Genomic DNA, 20,369 nt, shown 5'->3' with positions numbered 1-20,369 from the left:
ATTTGCGACCGATGTCAGAAAGGGATCAACGGTTTCGCCGAGGCATTCGTTCCTTTTCTCGATGCGTGCAGCGCAGCATGGGTGAGATCAGAAACAATCGCCGTTTTGGATGGGTGGATTTCCACCCAATTTCGCTCAAACGACGTAATCGTCATCGGTAATCGGCATCTTCTTGTCGAGGCCGTATCGCTGCATCTTCTCGTAAAGGGTCTTTCGCGAGATACCGAGCTGCTCGTAAACGGGCCGCAGACTGCCGCCATGGGCCGCGAGCGCGTTTGCGATAATGCCCCGCTCGTAGGCTGCCACCTTGTCTGCCAACCGCTGGCGTTCCGCCGGGGCTGACGTCTCCTCAGGTTTCGGATCGAGGCCGAGCACGAGCCGGTCTGCAGCGTTGCGTAATTCGCGAACATTGCCCGGCCAGGTTCGCTCGGCGATCTCGGTCACCAGTTCCGGCGGCACGTCGATGTCGTTGCGCATATAGCGGGCTGCCGCCTCTCGGACGAGTTGGAGAAAGAGGAGCGGGATGTCGGCCTTTCGCTGCGCCAGCGAAGGCACGTGCAGCGTCGCGACGTTCAGCCGGTAGAGCAGGTCGGCGCGAAAGCGGCCGGCGGCGACCTCCGCCTCGAGATCGACCTTGCTGGTGGCGATGAAGCGAACGTCGAGCGGCACGGGCTCGTTCGACCCGAGGCGGGTGATCACCCGTTCCTGCAGCACGCGCAGAAACTTCGCCTGCAGATCAAACGGCATGGAGCCGATCTCATCAAGCAGGATGGTACCGCCGCGGCCATGCTCGAATTTGCCGTAGCGGGGGCGAAGCGCGCCGGGAAAGGCGCCGGCCTCATGGCCGAAAAGTTCGCTTTCGATCAGGTTTTCCGGCAAGGCGGCGCAGTTGATGGCGATCAGCGGCCGGTCGGCACGGGCGCTGATATCGTGCAGCGCGCGGGCGACCACTTCCTTGCCGACGCCGGTCTCGCCGATGATCAGCGTATCGGCGTCGGTGGCGCCGATGGCGCGCAGCCGGTAGCGCAGTTCGACCATGACCTGCGTCCGTCCAGGAAGCCGCGCCTCGATATCATCGCGCTTGCCGGCCACCGCCCTCAGGCGCCTGTTTTCCAGCACGAGACTGCGGCGGTCCATGGCGCGACGGGCGATGGCTGCCAGATGCTGCGCGGTGAAGGGTTTTTCGATGAAATCGTAGACGCCTTCGCGCATCGCCTTGACGGCAAGCTGCACATCACCATGGCCGGTGACGAGGATCACCGGGATTTCCGCATCCACCTCGCGGATGCGCTGCAGCAGGGTCATGCCGTCCATGCCGTGCATGCGGATATCGCTGACCACCACGCCGGAAAAACTATAGCCGATCAGTTCCAACACATTCTCGGCGCTGGAAAACGTATCGACGTCAAGCCCGAACAGACCCAGCGCCTGTGCGGTGGAATGGCGCATTTCTTCTTCGTCATCGACCAGCAGGACGCGTGGTTCGCTCATTCGGCAGCCTCCTGCGCCGCCGTGGCGGCTTCCAGTTCGATGCGGAACACGGCGCCGCCTTCGGGATGGTTCGAGACAGACAGGCTGCCGCCGAAATCCTTGATGATGTTGTAGGAGATGGAGAGGCCGAGGCCGAGCCCCTTGCCGACGCCCTTGGTGGTGAAGAAGGGGTCGAAGATGCGCTCGGCGATCGCCGCCGGCACGCCGGGGCCGTGATCCCTGATCGTCAGGATGACCTTACCGTCCTGGTGTTCCGCTGAAACGTGAATACGCCGGTCGGCCAAGCCTTCGACCGCGTCCGCGGCGTTGGTGACGATGTTGACGAGAACCTGCTGCAGTCGCACGAAGCCCGCCTTGACCAGCGGCGCATCACCAAGATCGATCTGGAGATCGGCATCGGCAGTTTTCAAGCGTGCAGCGACGATTTCCAAAGTGTCCGCCATCACCGCATCGAGTGCCACAGGCCCAAGCTTCTCGTTCGGCTTGCGCGCGAAATTGCGCAAGTGCCGGCTGATCGAGGCCATACGGTCGATCAGGCCGGAAATGCGCCGGACATTGTCGCGGGCTTCGCCGACGCGCTCGAGGTCGATCAGTATCGCGGCGCTGTCGGCATAGGTCTTGGCGGCGGCCAGCGGCTGGTTGAGCTCATGGCTCAGCGCCGCCGACATCTGGCCAAGTCCGGCGAGCTTGCCCGCCTGGATGAGATCGGCTTGGGTCTTGCGCAATTCCTGCTCGGTCAGCCGCCGCTCGGCAATCTCCTCCTCGATGCGCTGGTTGACGAGGGCAAGATCGGCGGTGCGCTCCTCGACCCGGTGCTCCAGCTCGTTGCGCGCTTCAAGCTGCATGCGCATGCGCTCCTCCAGCCGGGCTCGCCGCTGCAGGAAAATGGCAAGCGCAAGGCCGGCGAGGCATAGAAACAGCACGACGGCGACGATGGTGGTGCGCGCCTGGGCGCGCGCAGAGGCCGTGTCCATCAGGACGTTCACCGTCCAGTCGGCTTCCGGCATATATTGCGACAGCACGAGATATTCCCGACCGTCGGGATCGTTCGTGGTCATCAGCTGGTGTTCTTCGAGGTTGCTGCGCTTGATCGGCAGCGGCTTGAGTTCCGCCTCGGCATAGCGCCGCGACGCCTGCGTCCTCTGCAGCCGCTCGGCGTTCAGCGGCAGGATGCTGGAATAGAGCCATTCCGGGCTGCCGGTCATGAAGATGATGCCTTCGGGGTCGGAGACGAAGATCTTGTACTCGCCGCCGCGCCAGGAGGTCTCGATGGAATCGATATCGACCTTGAAGACGATGACGCCGCTGATCCGGTTCTCGACAAGGATCGGCGAGGCGAAATAGTAACCGCGTTTCAGGGAGGTGGTACCGAGCGCGTAAAACCGCGACTGACCTCCCTTGACGGCTTCCTGGAAATAGGGCCGATAGCTGAAATTCTGGCCGACGAAGCTTGTCGGCTGATCGTAGTTGCTGGCGGCAATGGTGCTTCCGTCCATCGTCATCACGTAGATGTCGGAGGATTCGAGCAGCGTGTTGATCTCTTCCAGGTAGAGATTTGCAGCTTCGCGCAGGGAGTTGTCGTTCGGATGCGCGATCAGGTCCTTGATGCCGTCGTGATCGGCGATCAGCGCCGGCAGGGGCTCGTAGCGGCTGAGGTGTCCGCTCAATGCCGAGACAGCCAGGCGCAAGGCCGAGCCCGCCTGAAGCGATGCTTCATTCATGTAGCTTCGCGTCGCAAGCGCTCCGCCCTGAAAAATCACGGCGTAGAGAAGGGCGGGAATCAGGCAAAACGCCAGGACAAGGCGATATTTCACGGACTGCAAGGCTCCTCCCTCGTTCCTCCCGGCGGCCTTCATGCAGCCGGAATAAGAGTTTAGAGGTCAATGCCGTCGTTTCCAAGAGCTGTTATGGAGCGCATCTGTGGTCACCCGGTGTCCGGCTTGACGCTTGCCGGTCACCCGATGGGCATCTGCCCAGGTCGGCTCGAGCGGCTAGGACTGCTCGAGCTCGATGATAGTGCCATCGGCGAAGGCCAGATCCTGTTGCAGGCTGGCCGGCAGGCTGGCGATCTCGCGCTGCGTTGCTCTGCGCGTTTCTTCGATCTTGCGAGCGTGGTGACTCTCGCTGACCTGATGAACAAGGGGCGCAAACATTTGGCGCATTGCAAAGGTAAAACCGCCGGCACGCAGGCTGACGGCATTCGTCCGGGTCGTCGTCGTGTCGTGTTGCAGGGACATGGGAAGCTCCTTTCGTCACGGTTTCGATGTTTGCAACTTGACTATCGCTCCATCATGAGGTTCAATCAAACGAAATGAAGTAATGGTATCATTCAGAAAATCTGATCCGTGAGGTTTCACCATGAACATGATGTTGCGGCATGTCCTTCCGCTTCTCGAACTGGACATCCTGAAAACCTTCGTCGCCATTGCCGAGACCGGAAACTTCACCACGGCTGCCGAGACCGTCTACCGGACGCCGTCGGCCGTTTCGATGCAGATCAAGAAACTTGAGGAAACGCTCGGCTGCGTTCTGTTTTTGCGCGATGCTCGGTCCGTGACGCTGACCCCGAAGGGTGAGGTGCTGCTCGGCTTTGCGCGCCGCATGCTGGCGCTCAACAACGAGGCGGTTTCGCGCTTCCTGCTGCCGGACATGAACGGCGTCGTGCGCGTGGGCGCGCCCGAAGATATCGGCGAGCGTATCCTGCCTGAAGTGCTGAAGCGCTTTTCCGAATCCTATCCAAACGTCACCGTCGACGTGACCATCGGCACCAGCACCGCGATGCGCAAGCGTGTCGACGAACACCGCATGGATATCGCCATCTTCAACAGCATGGCCGGTGAAAATACCGGCGGCGGCGAAATCCTCGTGTCCGAAAAACTGGTCTGGGCCGGAACGAAATGCGGCACAGCGCATACGCGCGATCCCTTGCCGATCTCCATGTGGGAAGATGGCTGCGTCTGGCGTGCCGATGCGGTGGAACAGCTTACGAAAGCCGGACGCAAGTTCCGTGTCGCCTTCCTCAGTGCCCATACGACCGGTCAGCGCGCCGCCATCCAGGCGGACCTCGCGATTGCGCCTCTGCCGCGTTACCTGGTGCAGGGGGATCTTGTGGCGCTCGGCGATGCGGAAGGCCTGCCGGAACTGGGCCACTACAATATCGGCCTGCAGGTGATCGACAATGCCTCGGCTCCGATCCTGGCTGTCGCGGAGCATGTCCGGACCGCCTTCGTCGGATTGCAGTAGTTCGGACAAGGGCGGCGCTCACCCGCCGCCCTCCTACTCGCGGCTGCGGCGCCGGCGTCGGCCGCCACCTTCGCCGCCGCCATCGTCGGCGAGCACCTTGCGCTCTGGCAATGTAACCACTTGTGCCAGTTTCGGGAAGGTGTCGACCTTGTTGGGCAGCGCCATCGCGTAGACGAAATGCTCCTGAAATTTCGATTCAAGTGCCGTCTCTATCTTCTCGATCTTCTTGATGGTTTCCTCGATCTCGCGGCGATGGCCACGGTTGAGGAGCGCCATCAGCGCGCCGGTGCCGGCGGCGTTGCCGACGGCCTTGACCTCGGAGAGCTCGCAGTCGGGAATGAGCCCGAGGACCATCGCATATTTTGGATCGATGAAGGAGCCGAAGGCGCCGGCGAAGCGGATCGTGTCGACGTGGTCGATATCGAGCTTTTCCATCAAAAGCTTGATGCCGGCATAGAGCGCTGCTTTGGCGAGCTGGATGGCGCGCACGTCGTTCTGCGTCACCGTGATGCGTTGGTCGCCCTCGTGGAGTAGATAGGAGAAGGTACGACCGTTCTGGATGATGCGCGGGCTTTTTTCCGCCATCGTGCCATCGACGACGCCGTCCTCCGAAATGATCCCCGAGAGATACATCTCCGCAACGACCTCGATGATCGCCGAGCCGCAAATGCCGGTGACGCCGACTGAGGCTGCGGCTTCCGCGAAACCATCCTCGTCGGACCATTTGTCGACGCCGATGACGCGGAATTTCGGCTCCAGCGTTTGCGGGTCGATGCGCACGCGCTCGATCGCGCCCGGTGCCGCCCGCTGGCCCGAGGAAATCTCGGCGCCTTCGAAGGCGGGACCGGTCGGAGACGAGGCTGCGACGACGCGATCTTTGTTGCCAAGCACGATTTCGGCGTTGGTGCCCACATCGACCAAAAGCATCATCCGGTCCTGGCGATAGGGTCCTTCTGCAAGCGTCGCGCCGGCGGCATCGGCGCCGACATGGCCGGCGATGCAGGGCAGCATATAGAGGCGGGCGCCGCGGTTGACGTCGATATCGATCTCATGCGCCCAATATTGCAGAGCGCCGGAGACGGCGAGCGCAAACGGCGCTTGGCCGAGCTCGGTCGGGTCGATGCCGAGGAAGAGATGGTGCATGATCGGGTTACCGACGAAGACCATGTCGAGAATGTCGTGGCGGTCGACTTCGCCTTCCGCACAGACCTTGCCGATCAGTGAATTGACTGCGCCGCGCACGGCCTTGGTCATCGCTTCGCGGCCGTCCGGGTTCATCATGACATAGGAGACGCGGCTCATCAGGTCCTCGCCGAAGCGAATCTGCGGGTTCGACGTTCCGGAGGAGGCGACGATGCGGCCGGAGAGCAGCGAGACGAGATGCATGGCGATCGTCGTCGAGCCGATATCGCAGGCAATACCATAGGCCTCGTTCTTCAGGCCGGGCCAGAGGCCGACGATGAAGGGGCGCGAGCTATCCATGTCGCGGTGGATCGCGGCCGTAACGCCCCAATTGCCCTTGCGGAGAATCCCTTGAATCTGCGGAATCAGATGCGGCGCGATGAGAAGGTCTTTCCAACCCCAGTCCTTTTCCAGCATCACCTTCAGGCGATCGAGATCGCCGAGAGGCTTGTGCATGTCGGGCTCGTCGACCTCGACATAGCAGAGCTGGACGGCGGCATTGCGCTCGATCACCCGGTCGGTCGCGGCCTTGCGCACGACCTGCGCATTGATGACCGTGTCCTGCGGCACGTCGATGACGAGATCGCCGAGGACCTGCGAGGAGCAGGACAGGCGGCGGCCATCCGGCAGGCCGCGAATGCTCTCGTAGCGTTCTTCCTTCGGTCCCTTGACGGAAATGTTTTCGAGCGAGGAGACGATCTTGTGCTTGGCGAAATTGCCTTCCTGGACCGAGACCTGACAGCGCCCGCAGGTGGCGCGACCGCCGCAGACGCTTTCGACGTAGACCCCGAGGGTACGCGCAGCATCAAGGATAGGCGTGCCGACGGGAAAACGGCCGCGTTTGCCGGAGGGCATGAACAGGACGAGGGGATCGCTTTTGTTTTCCTGGGCCGACACGGTCAAATCATTCCTATTTGCTGAGGCGCAGCACGTTGGCGCGGACCCGCTGGCCATATGGTTTCAGCGCCGCCACCGCAACGCGGTCGGAAGCGCCGGCCAAACCGGCGCTGGTTCCCGTTGCGAAGGCCGCAGCCGCCGCAATGCCTTCCGTGACGAGAGCCACATTCACGGCAGAGACGCTTTCCATCGCGGCCGCCAGTTTCTCGGTCACCATTCGGCCCATTTCGTTTGAGCCGCCGAACACGCCGGACAAGGCAAAATCCTGCAGGCGGGTGGACACCACGAGCGGTGCCTGGAACCAGAGGACGGCGAATTCATCGATGAGATCGGCATTCACGGGCTTGTCTCTTTCCGGGCGGTCATTCCGCCCTTGCGTTTGTGCCGGCGCGCCCGGCGCGTCCGCCGCGGCGGCCGCCACCGGCGCCTGCCGGGGATGCTGCGGCGGCAACAGCGCCACCTTCAGCCGGCTTGTGATCACGATAGGTCATGATCCAGTTGCCGCAGTTCGCATCGGTGCCGTTCAGGACATTGGCCGCGCGAACGGCTTCCATTTCCTGCGGACGGCAGGGGTTCATAATCGCCGACGTCATGCCCGCACCGATAACCATGGGGATGAAACCGGCATTGATGCCGTGGCGATGCGGCAGGCCGAACGAGATGTTCGACAGGCCGCAGGTGGTGTTGACCTTCAGTTCGTTGCGCAACCGGTGCAGGAGCGCGAAGACCTGACGGCCGGCATCGCCCAATGCGCCGATCGGCATGACGAGCGGATCGACAACGATGTCATGCGGTTTGATACCATAGTCCATGGCCCGTTCGACAATTTTCTTCGCAACTGCGAAACGGACGTCCGGATCCATGGAAATACCGGTCTCGTCATTCGAGATCGCAACGACCGGAACATCGTACTTCTTGACGAGCGGCAGGATGGCTTCGAGCTTTTCCTCTTCGCCGGTCACGGAGTTGACCAGTGGCCGGCCCTTGGCAACGCGCAGGCCCGCTTCGATCGCAGCGGTGACCGAACTGTCGATCGACAGCGGCACATCGACCAGCCCCTGGACGATTTCCAGCGTCTGGACGAGCAGGCCCGGTTCGGTCTCGTTCGGATTGACGGAGGTGACGCCGGCATTGACGTCGAGCATCGTGGCGCCTGCTGCCACCTGTTCCAGCGCGTCCTTGATGACCGTCTCGAAATTGCCCACGATCATCTCGGCGGCGAGCTTCTTGCGGCCGGTCGGGTTGATGCGTTCGCCGATGACGCAGAAAGGCTGGTCGAAGCCGATGATGATTTCGCGGGTGGCGGAGGCAACGATGGTGCGGGTCATACTGATCCTCTGGGTCGGTGGGCGCGTCCTCTAGTACAGCGCCGGAATGGATTGCGATAGGCGCGGATGTCGCGACGCCTCAATTGTTCACTGGCATTGTCAATGTGGATGATGTGCGGCGATGTCGGCCATCTCTTCCTGATTTTCCGTCTTGCCGCCCTTCAGCTGCTCCAGCCGCTCAGCGACCATGCTATCGCCCGGATTTTCCTCGCGCTTCCAGGGCGTGCGGCCCTTCAGCACGCCCGACTCATGGACGATCTCGGCGACATATTCCTCCTGCCGGTAGGCCATAACATGCACACCGGAGACGCCCTTGATTTCCTTGACCTCGTTGATGATGTCGATGCAGAGCTGCTTGCCTTCCTTCTTCTGGTCCTGCGCGCCTTCCAGCCGCTTGATCACGGCGTCGGGAATGTGAATGCCCGGCACGTTGTTGCGGATCCAGTTGGCGGTCTTGGCCGATGCCATGGGGCCGACGCCGACGAGGATGAAGCATTTTTCGTCGAGCCCGAGGTCGCGGACCTTCTTCATGTATTCCTTGAACATCGGGACATCGAAGCAATACTGGCTCTGGACGAACTGCGCGCCGGCCTCGATCTTCTTGGCAAGGCGGTAGGGGCGGAAGTCGTAGGGCGGTGCAAACGGGTTGATCGCCGCGCCGAGGAAGACCTGCGGCGGCGAGGTCAGCTTGCGACCGGACAGGAATTTCGAATTGTCGCGCATGATGCGCACGGTTTCGAGCAGCGACATGCAGTCGAGGTCGAAAACGGGTTTCGCGCCCGGCTGGTCGCCGGCCTGCACGCCGTCGCCCGTCAGGCACATGATATTGGTGACGCCCATGGCGGCCGCCCCCAGCACGTCGCCCTGGATGGCGATGCGGTTCTTGTCGCGGCAGGCGATCTGCATGATCGGCGCGTAACCCATGCGGGTCAGCAACGCACAGATGCCGACCGACGACATGTGGCAATTGGCGCCGGAGGCATCGACCGCATTGATGCCGTCGACCCAGCCTTCGAAGATGGCGGCGCGTTCGTAGACGTCTTCCGGATTGGCGCTGTCTGGCGGGTTCAGTTCGGCCGTGACGGCAAATTCGCCACGGCGCAACACGCGCTCCAGACGGCCGCGCGAGGAATGGCCGGGCAAGGGATCGAGCGGCAGGTGGCGGCCCAGCGGGTTTTCATCGATATGGGCCATGCGTCACGCGTCCTTGTTTGCCGCAGCTTCGCGGGCTTCGGCGGCCTGCGCCGTCACACGCAGCCAGGAAGAGGTTTCCCTCAGCGACTGGTTGACGGGTTTCTGCACGTTCATGATCGCATCCCCCCTCGCCATGTTGCGGGAGCCTTCCCAGGCCTTGACCCAGACACAGGGCATGTCCGGCTCGACTTCGCAGTTGCCATTGGCGCGCACGCCGCCGCAGGGGCCGTTGCGCAGCTGTTTCGGGCAGTTCATCGGACAGGACATGCCGGTCGACGACAAAACGCACTGGCCGCACATGCGACAGTCGAACAGCAGGCCCTTGACGTTGCGCTCAACGAAGGTGATCGGCGTTTCCACCCGGTTATAGCCGAGCGCCTTCCACAGCGGATGGAGCAGCAGGAACATGTCGGCGAAGCGGCTGTAGAACCATTCGAGGAAACGCGAATGACGCACCGCCCAGAGGCGGATCGTGTAGCTGCGCCGCGCACGGCGATTGGGTGAAACGCCAGAGGGCGTATAGGCGCCGGTCGCGGCCTTCATGGCGGGAGCGGCATTGCCGGGTTTTGGATCAGCCATTGTCTTTACCACCGGATTTGACGAGCGCGACAAGGCGCTCCTTGTCGTAGGCTGCTTCGAGCTCTGCGGCTGCCTTGTCGGCTTCCGCCTCCAGATCGTCGGAGACCGGGACCGGATCGGCTTTGCGCCATTCGGCGAGATAATCGCCGCTGTCGGCAGCACCGGTGCGCATGGCGCACATGTCTATCGCTTCGGTAAAGCGCAGGGTGAGTTCGCGCTTGGCGCTCTTGCGACCCTGCTTGATGATGACCTGTGCGGGAATATCACGCCAGTAAACGATAATGCGATCTGCCATATGCCCGAAATCTCCTCTTGGCCGACAATGCGCATCTATGCGCCTCATGGCTCACCTTGGCACGACGCGCGTCATGCTCAAAAGCGACCCGCGTATCCCTGCCGAGGATATAACTACCAGATGCCGCGCGTGAAGCCGTTCCAGAGCCATGTCCAGATCGGCGGATGGTACCATTGGCGGGAAGTCCCGTTTGCCCGCAAGGGCTTGAGGGCGGCGGAGAGAGCGTCTTCAACGGCGCGAATTGCGATATCCGTGGAGGCTGCAGTCTGGAGCAGCGGGTAGGTGTGCAATGTGTCGCTTTTCGACGGTTTCACGCGCGACTGATAGAGGATGTCGCCGGTATCGACGCCCGCATCGACCAGATGCACGGTTGCGCCGAAATTCTCCTCGTCGTTTCGAACCCGCGCCCAGTAGCCACCCATCAGGCCGCGATACTGCGGGTTGATGCCGGCATGGAAATTGACGACCGGGCAGGGCATGGCAGCCAGCGTCAGGGTCGAGAGCATGCGACAACTGACCAGGAACATGACAGCGGGATCGGTTTGCCGGATGTGCTCGATCGCTGCCGCGCTGTTGATCGATTCGATTTCGGTGACCGGGATCGTCGGGTCGACGGCGGCGCTGACGCCATAATCGCGCAAAATGTCTTCGGCGCGTTGCTCGGTGAAACGTTTTCCAATTTTCGACACCACCATCGTGGCGAACTGGCCGGCAGCGGTCATCCAGCCGAGTTTGCGGGCGCGGCGCCTCAGGAAGAGCGTCTTTGATTCCGGCTGTTCGATGAGTACCGTGACATTGCTAAAACGGGCATTGAGCGCGTTGATCAGGACCTGCGGATTTCGTCCACCCGCCGTCACGATCACAATGGGTTTGTCTCGTACCGTTTCCATTGTCGCAATCTTCAGACGATGAACGTCAGCACCGCACCGGCGGCGGCAATGATGGTGCCGGCCACCATCAGCGACACGACGCCGATCAGCGCGCCGGCCACAAGCCCGAGGCCATCCCGCTCCATATGGGCAAAGCCGATGACGGCGAGGGCGAAGGCGGGAAGCCAGTTGCCGAAGGGAATAGGCAGGAAGATCACGATCGCGAGGATCAAGGCCAGCAGGCCGATCGCCCGCTCGGCCAGCCGGCCGCCGAGAAACCAGCCGCGCGGCTTGATCAGCGCTTCGGCGCGTTGCAGCCAGGGCGAGATGCGGTTGACGAAGACGAAGAAGGTGGCGTTTTCGAACGCGTAGTCACCCATGCGCTTCGGAAGCCAGATGCGGGTGTGCCGCGATGCCAGCATCTGCCAGGCGACGAAGATCAGCGGCAGGCCGAGAATGAAGGTGGACCCAGGCGGCAGCGGGATGAGGTTGGGAAGGGCAAAGACGACGAGAAATGCGCCGAACGATCGATCTTCCATGGCAACCGCGAGGTCGCGCAGCGTGATCCTCGGCCCGGCGGTGAGTGACAGGTTGCGCAGAAGCTGGGAAAGTTGTTGCGGGTGGCTGCGCGCGCCAGTCCTCGGTAGTGCTGCCGTCGCGAAAGTGTCCGTCATCCCCGTCCCCTTTTGTTGTGTTTGTTCAGGGAGTGTCGCGGGCAGCCGTTACGATGCACTTAAATCAAATGCGATCAGCGCCGCAAAATTCTGCGCAGGGCTAACAGATCGTTTCCGCACTGAGAAATGTCAGGCGTGAAGCAGCGCCGGCGTCAGATCGCCATAACCGGTAAAGCGGTATTCATAGGCGAGACCGAGCGTTTCTGCCGCAGCTCTTGCTTTTTGCTGCAGCTTTTCATCTTCGACCTGCGACAGGTAGACGAGTTTCTTGTAGTGCCCGAAATACATGTCGCGCAGCTCCGGGTGGCGGTCCAGCCCCAGCGGTTCGATGACGAAGGCTTCGAACTGGCGCGCCAGGAAATCCGTAAGGAAAAACGAGGTGAAATCGTCGTCCCAGCGCGATTCGAAGGCTGCGTTGCCAGCGAAGAAGGAAAAACAGTGCGGTCCGGCAATGCGCTCCACCTTTTCCTCTTCGCAGAGCCTGTCCAGCAAGCCTCCCGTGCCGCAATCGGCATAGGCGACGAAGATGCGGCCGAAACCTTCGGCGCGCGCCTTGTGGATAGCGGTCTTGATGCCGGGCGTGATCTTTTCGGGGGTGTTGTGCCAGATCGCGGGCAAGCATATGAGATCGATGTGGTCGAGCCCGTTTGCTTCGCACACGGCGAGGATTTCGCGGGCAATTGCGCCACAACCGATGACGTGAACTTTTTCCGCTTTCGCGCGTTGCATAGCCGAAGATGATTCTGCCATCTTGCCCACCTGTTCAGTTCAAGGAACCCAAGCCATGACAGCAAGGACAATCGCCACCATCGGCCTCGTGCTCTTTACGATCGCCACTCTCGCTTCATGCGGTAACACCATCCGCGGCATGGGCCGGGATACTGCTAACGCGGTGGATGCAACCCAAGACGCCGGCCGTAGCGTCGGGCGTGCTGCCAACTAAAGCGCGTTGCACTTTAGTTTTTTGTTTTATGCATATCGTCGTCCCAAAACCGCGGCGCACTTTTGGGCGACATGCATCAGGCTTGGTCCCATATATAAGAAAACCGGCCGCGCTTTTCATCAGCGCGGCCGGTTTTGCTTGGTCAAACTGGTTTTTGATCAGGCGCCGGACAGCTGGTTGTGCTTGCGCTTCATGAAGTCTTTCGCGGTTTCGACGGCGACCGCGGCATCGCGGCAATAGGCGTCGGCGCCGACGGCCTTGCCGAATTCCTCGTTGAGCGGCGCACCGCCGACGAGAACGACGTAGTCGTCGCGCATGCCCTTTTCCTTCATCGTGTCGATCACGACCTTCATATAGGGCATGGTTGTCGTCAAAAGCGCCGACATGCCGAGAATATCCGGCTTTTCGCGCTCGATGGCGTCGAGGTAGTTTTCAACCGGGTTGTTGATGCCGAGGTCGACGACGTCGAAACCAGCACCTTCCATCATCATGCCGACGAGGTTCTTGCCGATGTCGTGGATGTCGCCCTTGACGGTACCGATGACGACTTTGCCCTGCTTCGGTGCGCCGGTCGCTGCAGCAGCGGGCGGAGAATGGACATACCGGCCTTCATCGCGTTGGCGGACAACAGAACTTCGGGAACGAACAGGATGCCGTCACGGAAGTCGATGCCAACGATACGCATGCCTTCGACGAGTGCCTGGGTCAGGACGTCGTAGGGCGCCCAACCGCGCTTCAGAAGGATGTTGGTGCCATCCTCGATCTCTTCCTTCAACCCGTCATAGAGGTCGTCATGCATCTGCTGCACGAGTTCGTCGTCGGAGAGATCCTCGAGAATGATTTCGTCGTCTGCCATGATAGGTTTCCTCGGTTCCTGGCGCTGCCCGGCTCAACCTCCCGGACGGACGCACTATACTTAGCTTTGTTGGTTCCAAAAGCTCTTTTCGAATGCGACGTCGCAAGCGATGAAAAACGACGGCGCCCGGATGATCCGTCCTCGCCACTATATGTACCTAACAAAAACAAGGTTTTATATGACAGCTTGGCGGCGATTCTGCCAGATATTGTGCCTTCCTGTTTATTAGGGTGGGCGAAAATTCGGCGCGCCCTGTCTTCGGGCGGGGAGCTCTGTTAAGACCGTGTCCGAGTTGCGCCACTTGTTGGCGCATTGAGAACCGTTCCGGTGCCGAGGCTTGGTAGCATAGGTTCGACAAGTGCGCAGGATACGCGCGGGAGAGGATAGCAAATGACCGAAGTAACGGAACACACTGAAGAAAGTGGTGGCGGCCGCCGGACGCGCGGCGAGGGCCGCGGTGCCGCAGCAAGGCGCGCCTCGCGCACCGGCGGCGGCGCGGGGCCGTCGCTTCCGTATATCACCCGCAAGATCCGCGAATATGAGGTTCTCGACGAGGAAGGCCTCCAGCTCATCGAGCGTAATGCCGATACGGTGCTCGAAGAAATCGGCATCGAATTCCGTGACGACGCCGAAGCCTTGGCGCTGTGGAAGGAAGCAGGGGCCGACGTTCGGGGCGAGCGGGTGCATTTCCCGAAGGGCCTGTGCCGCGAGCTTCTGAAGTCCGCGCCGCCAGTCTTCACTTGGCATGCGCGCAATCCGGAGCGCAGTGTGCAGATCGGCGGCAAGGCGACGGTCTTCGCGCCGGTCTACGGTCCTCCCTTCGTGCGCGACCTAGAAGGCGTCCGGCGCTACGCGACGATCGAAGACTTCCGCAATTTCGTGAAGCTCGCCTATATGGCGCCGTCCATGCACTCTTCGGGTGGCACGGTGTGCGAACCGGTCGATATTCCGGTCAACAAGCGCCATCTCGACATGGTCTACAGCCATATCAAATATTCCGACAAGCCGTTCATGGGCTCGGTCACAGCGCCGGAACGCGCCGAGGACACGATCGCGATGGCCAAGCTCGTTTTCGGCGATGATTTTGTCGAAAACAACTGCGTCACGCTGAACCTGATCAACGCCAACTCGCCGATGGTATTCGACGAGACCATGGTCGGAGCCTTGAAGGTCTACGCGCGTCACAACCAGGCAACCGTGATCTCGCCGTTCATTCTTTCGGGCGCCATGAGCCCGGTGACGGTGACCGGCACGCTGACGCAGATCCTCGCCGAAGTGCTGGCGGGTGCCTCCTTCACCCAGCTGATCCGCAAGGGTGCGCCGGTGCTGTTCGGCACGTTTGCGGCTTCGATTTCGATGCAGTCCGGTGCGCCGACCTTCGGTACGCCGGAGCCGTCGCTGGTTTCCTACGGTGCGGCCCAGCTTGCGCGACGGCTTGGTCTGCCGTTCCGCACCGGCGGGTCGCTTTGCGGCTCCAAGGTTCCGGATGCGCAGGCGGCGCATGAGTCGGCCAATACGCTCAACATGACGCTGCTTGCCGGCACGAACTTCTCGCTGCATGCGGCCGGCTGGCTCGAAGGCGGTCTGGTGTCGTCCTACGAGAAGTTCATGATCGACCAGGACCAGCTCGGCATGATGCAGAAGATGGCCGAAGGTGTCGATCTCTCCGAAAACGCGCAGGCGCTCGATGCCATCCGCGAAGTCGGTCCGGGCAGCCACTATCTCGGCTGCGCCCATACGCAGGCCAACTTCCAGACGGCGTTCTACCGCTCGGCGCTTGCTGATAACAACTCCTTCGAGCAGTGGGAAATCGAGGGCGAGAAGCGGATCGAGCAGCGCGCCAACGCTTTGGCCCGAAGCTGGCTGGAACACTATGAGGCACCGTATCTCGATCCGGCGATCGACGACGCGCTCAAGGACTATATCGCTCGCAAGAAGGACTCCATGCCGGACGCCTTCACCTGAAGCGAGCCCGAGAACGCCAGGGAGCAAGGCGGCGCGGCACAGGTGGCCGACCTCATCCAGAAAGAGGTCTGGCGTCCGCACTACGACCGACAGGGGCCGAAACCGAAATGAGCGGCCCGCTGACATCATCGGATGATGTTTTGACGAAACTCCGTGCGGTCCTTGAACCGCACGGAGTTTTTTTGCGCGGCGTCGTCAATTTTGCCGATGGAGATAGGGCACCGGTCCTGAAAGAGGGGGCGGCGGCTGCAAGTGTCGTCTGCTCGGGAATACCGGTAGTTCCATCTGGCCGGCGTTCGAACGCTGGCGCGCGGTGCCGGCGAACAAGGACGCGCAGGACCCGCTGGATAGCTGGTCGAAAGCTGTGATCGAGCCGGTCGCGCGAGACTTTTGTGCAACCGCCTATTTTCCGTCCGATCCGCCGTGGCAGCCCTTCCAGCAATGGGCGATGCGCGCCGAGGGTCTGCGGCCGTCGCCGCTCGGCATTCTCATTCATCCGGAATATGGCCTGTGGCACGGTTACCGTGGTGCCCTCGGTTTCGGCCAATTTCTCCCTGCATTACCACCGACCGTCCATGTTCATCCCTGCGACCACTGTCCCGACAAGCCTTGCCTTTCAAGTTGTCCGGTGGATGCTGTCTTGGCCTTGGGTTTTCAGATTGCGCCTTGTCGCGCACATCTGAAAATGGCGGAAGGCAAGGCTGGCTGCATGGTGAGCGGATGTCTCGCCCGCAATGCCTGTCCAGTCGGGGTGCAATACCGCTATCAGCCGGAACAGCTGCGGTTTCATATGGCTGCCCTCAGTGTGTAGCATTTCGACCGTCATTTTGCTTTTGTCGCCGGGCAGACTCGGATGCTGCATGAAAAGGGATTTGGATGTTCCGCTATTGGAGTATCGGGTTGGCCATGACTGCTTTTGCTTCTTCCGCTGACGACGCTGCTGCTGCCTGCCGTAAGGTGATGCATTTGACGCAGCCGTATGCGGTGTGCAGCTTCGACCCTGCAGCGAGCGAAATCCGCATTTTCCATCGTGGCCGCGACGGTCTGCCCTATGGCGGTTTCGAAAACCTCTCCCGCGATCTGCGACAGGAGGGCGAGTATCTCGAATTTGCGATGAACGGCGGCATGTACGAGGCAGACCTGAGCTCTGTCGGATTGCTGGTCACCGACGGCGTCGAGCGCAAGGCGATCGATCGCGGAAAAAGCTGGGGCAATTTTTATCTGAAACCAAACGGCGTGTTCTTCTTGCAGGGTGGCCGGGCAGGGGTGATGGAAACCGAGGCCTATGCCGCGGCGGGAATCAAGCCGGACTTTGCCACGCAGTCCGGGCCGATGCTCGTCATTGAGGGCGCGCTGCACCCGGCCTTCTTGCCGCAAAGCGACAGCCTGCAGATCCGCAACGGCGTCGGTGTCGCGCGCGACGGAAAGGCTGTTTTCGCCATTTCTCTGGAACCCGTGCGTTTCCATGATTTCGCGACGCTGTTTCGCGATCAGCTGGATTGCGCCAACGCGCTTTTTCTCGATGGATCGATCTCCAGCTTGTTCGCGCCCAGCATGAGCCGCTACGACAATGCCCATCCGATCGGGCCGGTCATCGCCGTGACGAAGAAAATTCCGGGCGCATGAAATAATTTTTGTATCGCCCCAAGGATCGGGCCTCGTGGAACGTCCCAATACCAGTTGCAACAAATCCGGGCTGATGACTTGGACGAAGAGCTGATCGAAAAGGCGCAGGGAGGCGACCGGAATGCTTTCGGCCTGCTCGTCGAAAGACACTATGATTTTGTGCATTCTGTTGCCTGGCGCTGGTCCGGCAATGTCAGCGATGCCGAGGATATCACCCAGACGGTTTGCGTGAAGCTCGCGAATACGATCCGGACCTTCCGTGGGGCGAGCCGGTTTCGCACCTGGCTCTATGCGCTGACGCTGAATGCGGCGCGCGACCATCAGCGTAGCCAGATGCGGGAGCGGCGCAATGCGGCGAGTTTTCTCGCCGATCCGACCAGCACTGCGGCCAATGACAACCACGATCAGGCCGAGGCGCTCTGGGAGGCTGTGAGGCAATTGCCGGACAAACAGGGTGATGCCGTCCTCCTCGTCTATGGCGAAGGTCTCAGCCATTCCGCAGCGGCCGACGTCATGGGATGCTCGGAGGCGACGGTATCCTGGCATGTGCACGAAGCCCGCAAACGCCTGAAGATCCTGCTTGGCAGGGAGACGGTATGATGAACGATGAACTGAAGAATCTTGGCCACATGACCCCGCCGGCGTCTTCTTCCGAAGCGCGGGCCCGTGCGCTGTCGGCTGCTATGCAGGCGTTTGACGAGGCGGAAAATAATTCGGCCGCCGCCCAAGGAACCGCCGGGCATCGGCGTCAAAGCTCCATATTCAACAGGCTATGGAGCCCCATCATGAACAGGAAATTTCTCGCAGGCTCGGCACTTGCCACGCTGCTCGTCGTGCCTGCCGCTGCTTTTCTCACGCTGGAACTAACGCGCAATGGCTTGCCCATCGATACGAAGGGGCCCGAGATAGCGTTGACCGAACAAAAAAAGCAGGAGAAAGGCGACGTTGCGGCACCCGGTGGGCTGACCGACGCAGACGAAGTTCAAGACGTTCGAGAGGAAGCTGCCCGGAGAGCCAATTCGAAACCTGCATCGCAGCAACAGGCAACCTCCGCGCAACGCGCGTCGGAGTTTTCTGCCGACGCGGTCGCAGGACTCCTCAACAAGTCCGATGCGAGTGGAGGTGCTGCCCGCCACATCCAGATGCCGCCGGTGACTGCTGCCGAGCCGCTGGCCGAGGCAATGTCCGCCGATGCTGCCTCGAAACAGGCATCTCCGAGCCGAGGAAGGCAAGGCATGGCGGCGACACCGATCCTCGAACAGGAGGCCCTGGCGCCGTCGCCTGTCGATACCCTGTTACGACCGGAAGAAAATCGCGATCGCTTTACTTCGGACGAAACCAACCCCGTCAAGAGCGTCGCCACCGATCCGGTATCGACCTTCTCGGCCGATGTCGATACCGCTTCCTATTCCTTCGTGCGTAAGGCGCTGATGGCCGGAGAGATGCCGGACCCTGACAGCGTGCGCGTCGAGGAGATGATCAACTATTTCCCTTATGATTGGCCTGGCCCGAAAGCCGAAGCCGAGCCGTTCAAGGCGACCGTCACCGTTCTGCCGACGCCGTGGAATGCCAATACGCGGCTGATGCATGTGGGGATCAAGGGTTATGATGTCGCTCCGGAAACGGCGCCGCGCGCCAACCTCGTGTTCCTGATCGATGTTTCCGGCTCCATGGACGAACCCGACAAGCTGCCGCTCCTGAAAAGTGCCTTCCGCCTTCTGATCGACAAGCTGAAGCCGGAGGATACGGTTGCGATCGTCACCTATGCCGGCAATGCCGGCACGGTGCTCGAGCCGACCGCCATCAAGGACAAGGCAAAAATCCTTGCGGCGATCGACACGCTTCAGCCGGGCGGTTCGACGGCCGGTGCGCAGGGGCTGGAGGCGGCCTACGATCTGGCGGAGCGGGCCTTTGTCAAGGGCGGCGTCAATCGGATCATGCTGGCGACCGACGGCGACTTCAATGTCGGCCCTTCCAGCGACGCGGAACTGAAAGCGACGATCGAAGAGAAGCGCAAGAGCGGCATCTTCCTCTCGGTCCTCGGCTTTGGCCGCGGCAATTACAACGATGCGTTGATGCAGACGCTGGCGCAGAACGGTAATGGCACGGCGAGCTATATCGATACGCTGGCCGAAGCGCAGAAGTCATTGGTGGAGGAAGCGGGCTCGTCGCTCTTCCCGATCGCCAAGGACGTCAAGTTCCAGGTCGAGTTCAATCCGCGTGAGATCGCCGAATACCGGCTGATCGGCTACGAGACGCGCGCTCTGAAGCGCGAGGACTTCAACAATGACAGGGTCGACGCCGGCGATATCGGCTCCGGCCACCGCGTCACCGCGATCTACGAGATCACGCCGAAGGGAAGTCCCGCAGTCCTCAACGACGATTTGCGCTATGGCGCGGCTCCTGCCACGCAACAGGCCGAACCGGCGGAGAAGTCGGGCGAACTGGCCTTCCTGAAAATCCGCTATAAGAAGCCGGACGGCGACACCAGCAGCCTGATTACCACCCCTGTGACGGAGGAAAACGCTGTGCCGTCGCTGCAGCAGGCCGGGCAGGATGTCCGCTTTTCCATCGCGGTTGCAGCCTTCGGGCAGAAGCTGCGCGGAACGGACGCCGTATCAACCTATCCCTACGGTTCGATCCTCGATCTGGCTGCGGGCGCCAAGGGTGACGATCCCTATGGTTATCGTGCCGAGTTCCTGAATATGGTTCGGCTGGCAAAAAGTCTCGGCAGCGAGTGAGCCGTCGTCAGGCTTTCGGGTAGGCCCTCTCCAGGCCGCCCGATCTGACCAGTCCGGTCCTGAACGCCTGGTAGGCGGCGTGCTGACTGGAGCGCGCCGTTTCCATCAAACGAATCTGCAGCCGGGCAGGGGCGTTCGAGCCCAGCCACTCACCCAGTTTCTCGAGCTTGAGCGAATTCAACAGGCGTGCTTCCGCGGCAAGGCTCAGATGCCGGTGCAGGCCCTCGACCAGATTTTCATCCTGCGCGGCATTTTCCATCAACAGTTTCAGGTAGGATTGGTCGTTCGCGCCAAGTGCTGCGAGTTTTTCTGCAACGGAATCGCGGTCCGGAAAAGTCGCTGCTGCCTGCATCGTCAGTCGTCTCTCGTAATATTCGTCTTGTAAACAGCATCAGCGTCTAGCGGATCAGGCTGGGGCAAAACTGGATTCGCCGGATCACGGGATGCAACTGTTGTCATTATGCTTGGGCATGCCGGCAGAAAGCC

19 protein-coding genes and 2 pseudogenes are annotated in these 20,369 nt (G+C 61.3%); 7 read left to right on the top strand and 14 right to left on the bottom strand.

Going from position 1 to position 20,369, the window contains the following annotated elements; all coding sequences use genetic code 11:
- Window positions 1-135 precede the first annotated feature (135 nt).
- From WI754_RS17515 to WI754_RS17505, 3 genes are all read right to left on the bottom strand, one after another.
- On the bottom strand, window positions 136-1,491 hold the full coding sequence (locus WI754_RS17515; protein WP_349434736.1) for a sigma-54 dependent transcriptional regulator: 1,356 nt from the start codon (window positions 1,489-1,491) through the stop codon (window positions 136-138).
- Window positions 1,488-3,305 carry a sensor histidine kinase gene (locus WI754_RS17510; RefSeq protein WP_349434735.1) on the bottom strand — a complete coding sequence of 606 codons (1,818 nt, stop codon included), beginning with the start codon at window positions 3,303-3,305 and terminating at the stop codon, window positions 1,488-1,490. The genes WI754_RS17515 and WI754_RS17510 overlap by 4 nt, the downstream gene beginning before the upstream one ends.
- A 177-nt stretch (window positions 3,306-3,482) precedes the next feature.
- The gene (locus tag WI754_RS17505) at window positions 3,483-3,728 is read right to left on the bottom strand and encodes a hypothetical protein (protein WP_349434734.1); all 246 of its coding nucleotides are present in this window, start codon (window positions 3,726-3,728) and stop codon (window positions 3,483-3,485) included.
- A 121-nt stretch (window positions 3,729-3,849) separates the two neighbouring features.
- Between WI754_RS17505 and WI754_RS17500 the strand changes: the two genes are divergently transcribed.
- Window positions 3,850-4,734, top strand: coding sequence for a LysR substrate-binding domain-containing protein (locus WI754_RS17500; protein WP_349434733.1), 885 nt, complete (start codon window positions 3,850-3,852; stop codon window positions 4,732-4,734).
- 33 nt (window positions 4,735-4,767) lie between these two features.
- Here the strand turns inward: WI754_RS17500 and WI754_RS17495 are convergent, their stop codons facing one another.
- From WI754_RS17495 to WI754_RS17455, 9 genes are all read right to left on the bottom strand, one after another.
- Complete coding sequence (locus WI754_RS17495) at window positions 4,768-6,771, bottom strand: ASKHA domain-containing protein (RefSeq protein ID WP_349437853.1); 2,004 nt, start codon at window positions 6,769-6,771, stop codon at window positions 4,768-4,770.
- A 55-nt stretch (window positions 6,772-6,826) separates the two neighbouring features.
- Entirely contained in the window at window positions 6,827-7,153 is a 327-nt protein-coding gene (locus tag WI754_RS17490; protein WP_349434732.1) for a hypothetical protein, read from the bottom strand.
- 22 nt (window positions 7,154-7,175) lie between these two features.
- Window positions 7,176-8,141 carry a methyltetrahydrofolate cobalamin methyltransferase gene (locus tag WI754_RS17485; RefSeq protein WP_349434731.1) on the bottom strand — a complete coding sequence of 322 codons (966 nt, stop codon included), beginning with the start codon at window positions 8,139-8,141 and terminating at the stop codon, window positions 7,176-7,178.
- 99 nt (window positions 8,142-8,240) lie between these two features.
- Window positions 8,241-9,335, bottom strand: a complete 1,095-nt coding sequence (locus tag WI754_RS17480; protein ID WP_349434730.1) for a methylenetetrahydrofolate reductase — start codon at window positions 9,333-9,335, stop codon at window positions 8,241-8,243.
- Between the two features lie 3 nt (window positions 9,336-9,338).
- Entirely contained in the window at window positions 9,339-9,914 is a 576-nt protein-coding gene (locus WI754_RS17475) for a methylenetetrahydrofolate reductase C-terminal domain-containing protein (protein ID WP_349434729.1), read from the bottom strand.
- Window positions 9,907-10,209, bottom strand: coding sequence for a virulence factor (locus WI754_RS17470; protein ID WP_112846295.1), 303 nt, complete (start codon window positions 10,207-10,209; stop codon window positions 9,907-9,909). Before WI754_RS17470 ends, WI754_RS17475 begins: the two co-directional genes overlap by 8 nt.
- A gap of 113 nt (window positions 10,210-10,322) precedes the next feature.
- On the bottom strand, window positions 10,323-11,099 hold the full coding sequence (locus tag WI754_RS17465) for a formyl transferase (protein ID WP_349434728.1): 777 nt from the start codon (window positions 11,097-11,099) through the stop codon (window positions 10,323-10,325).
- 11 nt (window positions 11,100-11,110) lie between these two features.
- Entirely contained in the window at window positions 11,111-11,752 is a 642-nt protein-coding gene (locus tag WI754_RS17460; RefSeq protein ID WP_349434727.1) for an exopolysaccharide biosynthesis protein, read from the bottom strand.
- 129 nt (window positions 11,753-11,881) lie between these two features.
- A complete protein-coding gene (locus WI754_RS17455; RefSeq protein ID WP_349434726.1) occupies window positions 11,882-12,502 on the bottom strand; it encodes a DUF1638 domain-containing protein in 621 nt (206 codons plus the stop codon).
- A 34-nt stretch (window positions 12,503-12,536) separates the two neighbouring features.
- Between WI754_RS17455 and WI754_RS17450 the strand changes: the two genes are divergently transcribed.
- On the top strand, window positions 12,537-12,695 hold the full coding sequence (locus WI754_RS17450) for an entericidin (protein ID WP_349434725.1): 159 nt from the start codon (window positions 12,537-12,539) through the stop codon (window positions 12,693-12,695).
- Window positions 12,696-12,853: 158 nt separating this feature from the next.
- On the opposite strand, the pseudogene WI754_RS17445 reads toward WI754_RS17450, so the two are convergent.
- Window positions 12,854-13,551: pseudogene (locus WI754_RS17445) on the bottom strand (B12-binding domain-containing protein).
- A 390-nt stretch (window positions 13,552-13,941) separates the two neighbouring features.
- Between WI754_RS17445 and WI754_RS17440 the strand changes: the two are divergent.
- The 5 genes and pseudogenes from WI754_RS17440 (at window position 13,942) to WI754_RS17420 (ending at window position 19,883) form a co-directional block, all read left to right on the top strand.
- Window positions 13,942-15,516 (top strand): trimethylamine methyltransferase family protein, encoded by a 1,575-nt coding sequence (locus WI754_RS17440; protein ID WP_349434724.1) that lies wholly within the window; start codon window positions 13,942-13,944, stop codon window positions 15,514-15,516.
- 107 nt (window positions 15,517-15,623) lie between these two features.
- Window positions 15,624-16,327: pseudogene (locus WI754_RS17435) on the top strand (ferredoxin).
- A 95-nt stretch (window positions 16,328-16,422) separates the two neighbouring features.
- Window positions 16,423-17,142, top strand: a complete 720-nt coding sequence (locus tag WI754_RS17430) for a phosphodiester glycosidase family protein (protein ID WP_349434723.1) — start codon at window positions 16,423-16,425, stop codon at window positions 17,140-17,142.
- Window positions 17,143-17,220: 78 nt separating this feature from the next.
- The gene (locus WI754_RS17425) at window positions 17,221-17,742 is read left to right on the top strand and encodes an RNA polymerase sigma factor (protein WP_349434722.1); all 522 of its coding nucleotides are present in this window, start codon (window positions 17,221-17,223) and stop codon (window positions 17,740-17,742) included.
- Window positions 17,739-19,883: a VWA domain-containing protein gene (locus tag WI754_RS17420; RefSeq protein ID WP_349434721.1), complete on the top strand. Its 2,145-nt coding sequence runs from the start codon at window positions 17,739-17,741 to the stop codon at window positions 19,881-19,883. Before WI754_RS17425 ends, WI754_RS17420 begins: the two co-directional genes overlap by 4 nt.
- A gap of 7 nt (window positions 19,884-19,890) precedes the next feature.
- Here the strand turns inward: WI754_RS17420 and WI754_RS17415 are convergent, their stop codons facing one another.
- Window positions 19,891-20,235, bottom strand: a complete 345-nt coding sequence (locus WI754_RS17415) for a hypothetical protein (protein ID WP_349434720.1) — start codon at window positions 20,233-20,235, stop codon at window positions 19,891-19,893.
- Window positions 20,236-20,369 lie beyond the last annotated feature (134 nt).

The organism is Pararhizobium sp. A13, from assembly GCF_040126305.1.
In the GTDB taxonomy this organism is placed as follows: domain Bacteria; phylum Pseudomonadota; class Alphaproteobacteria; order Rhizobiales; family Rhizobiaceae; genus Pararhizobium.
This window is presented reverse-complemented; position numbering and strand designations above follow the sequence as displayed.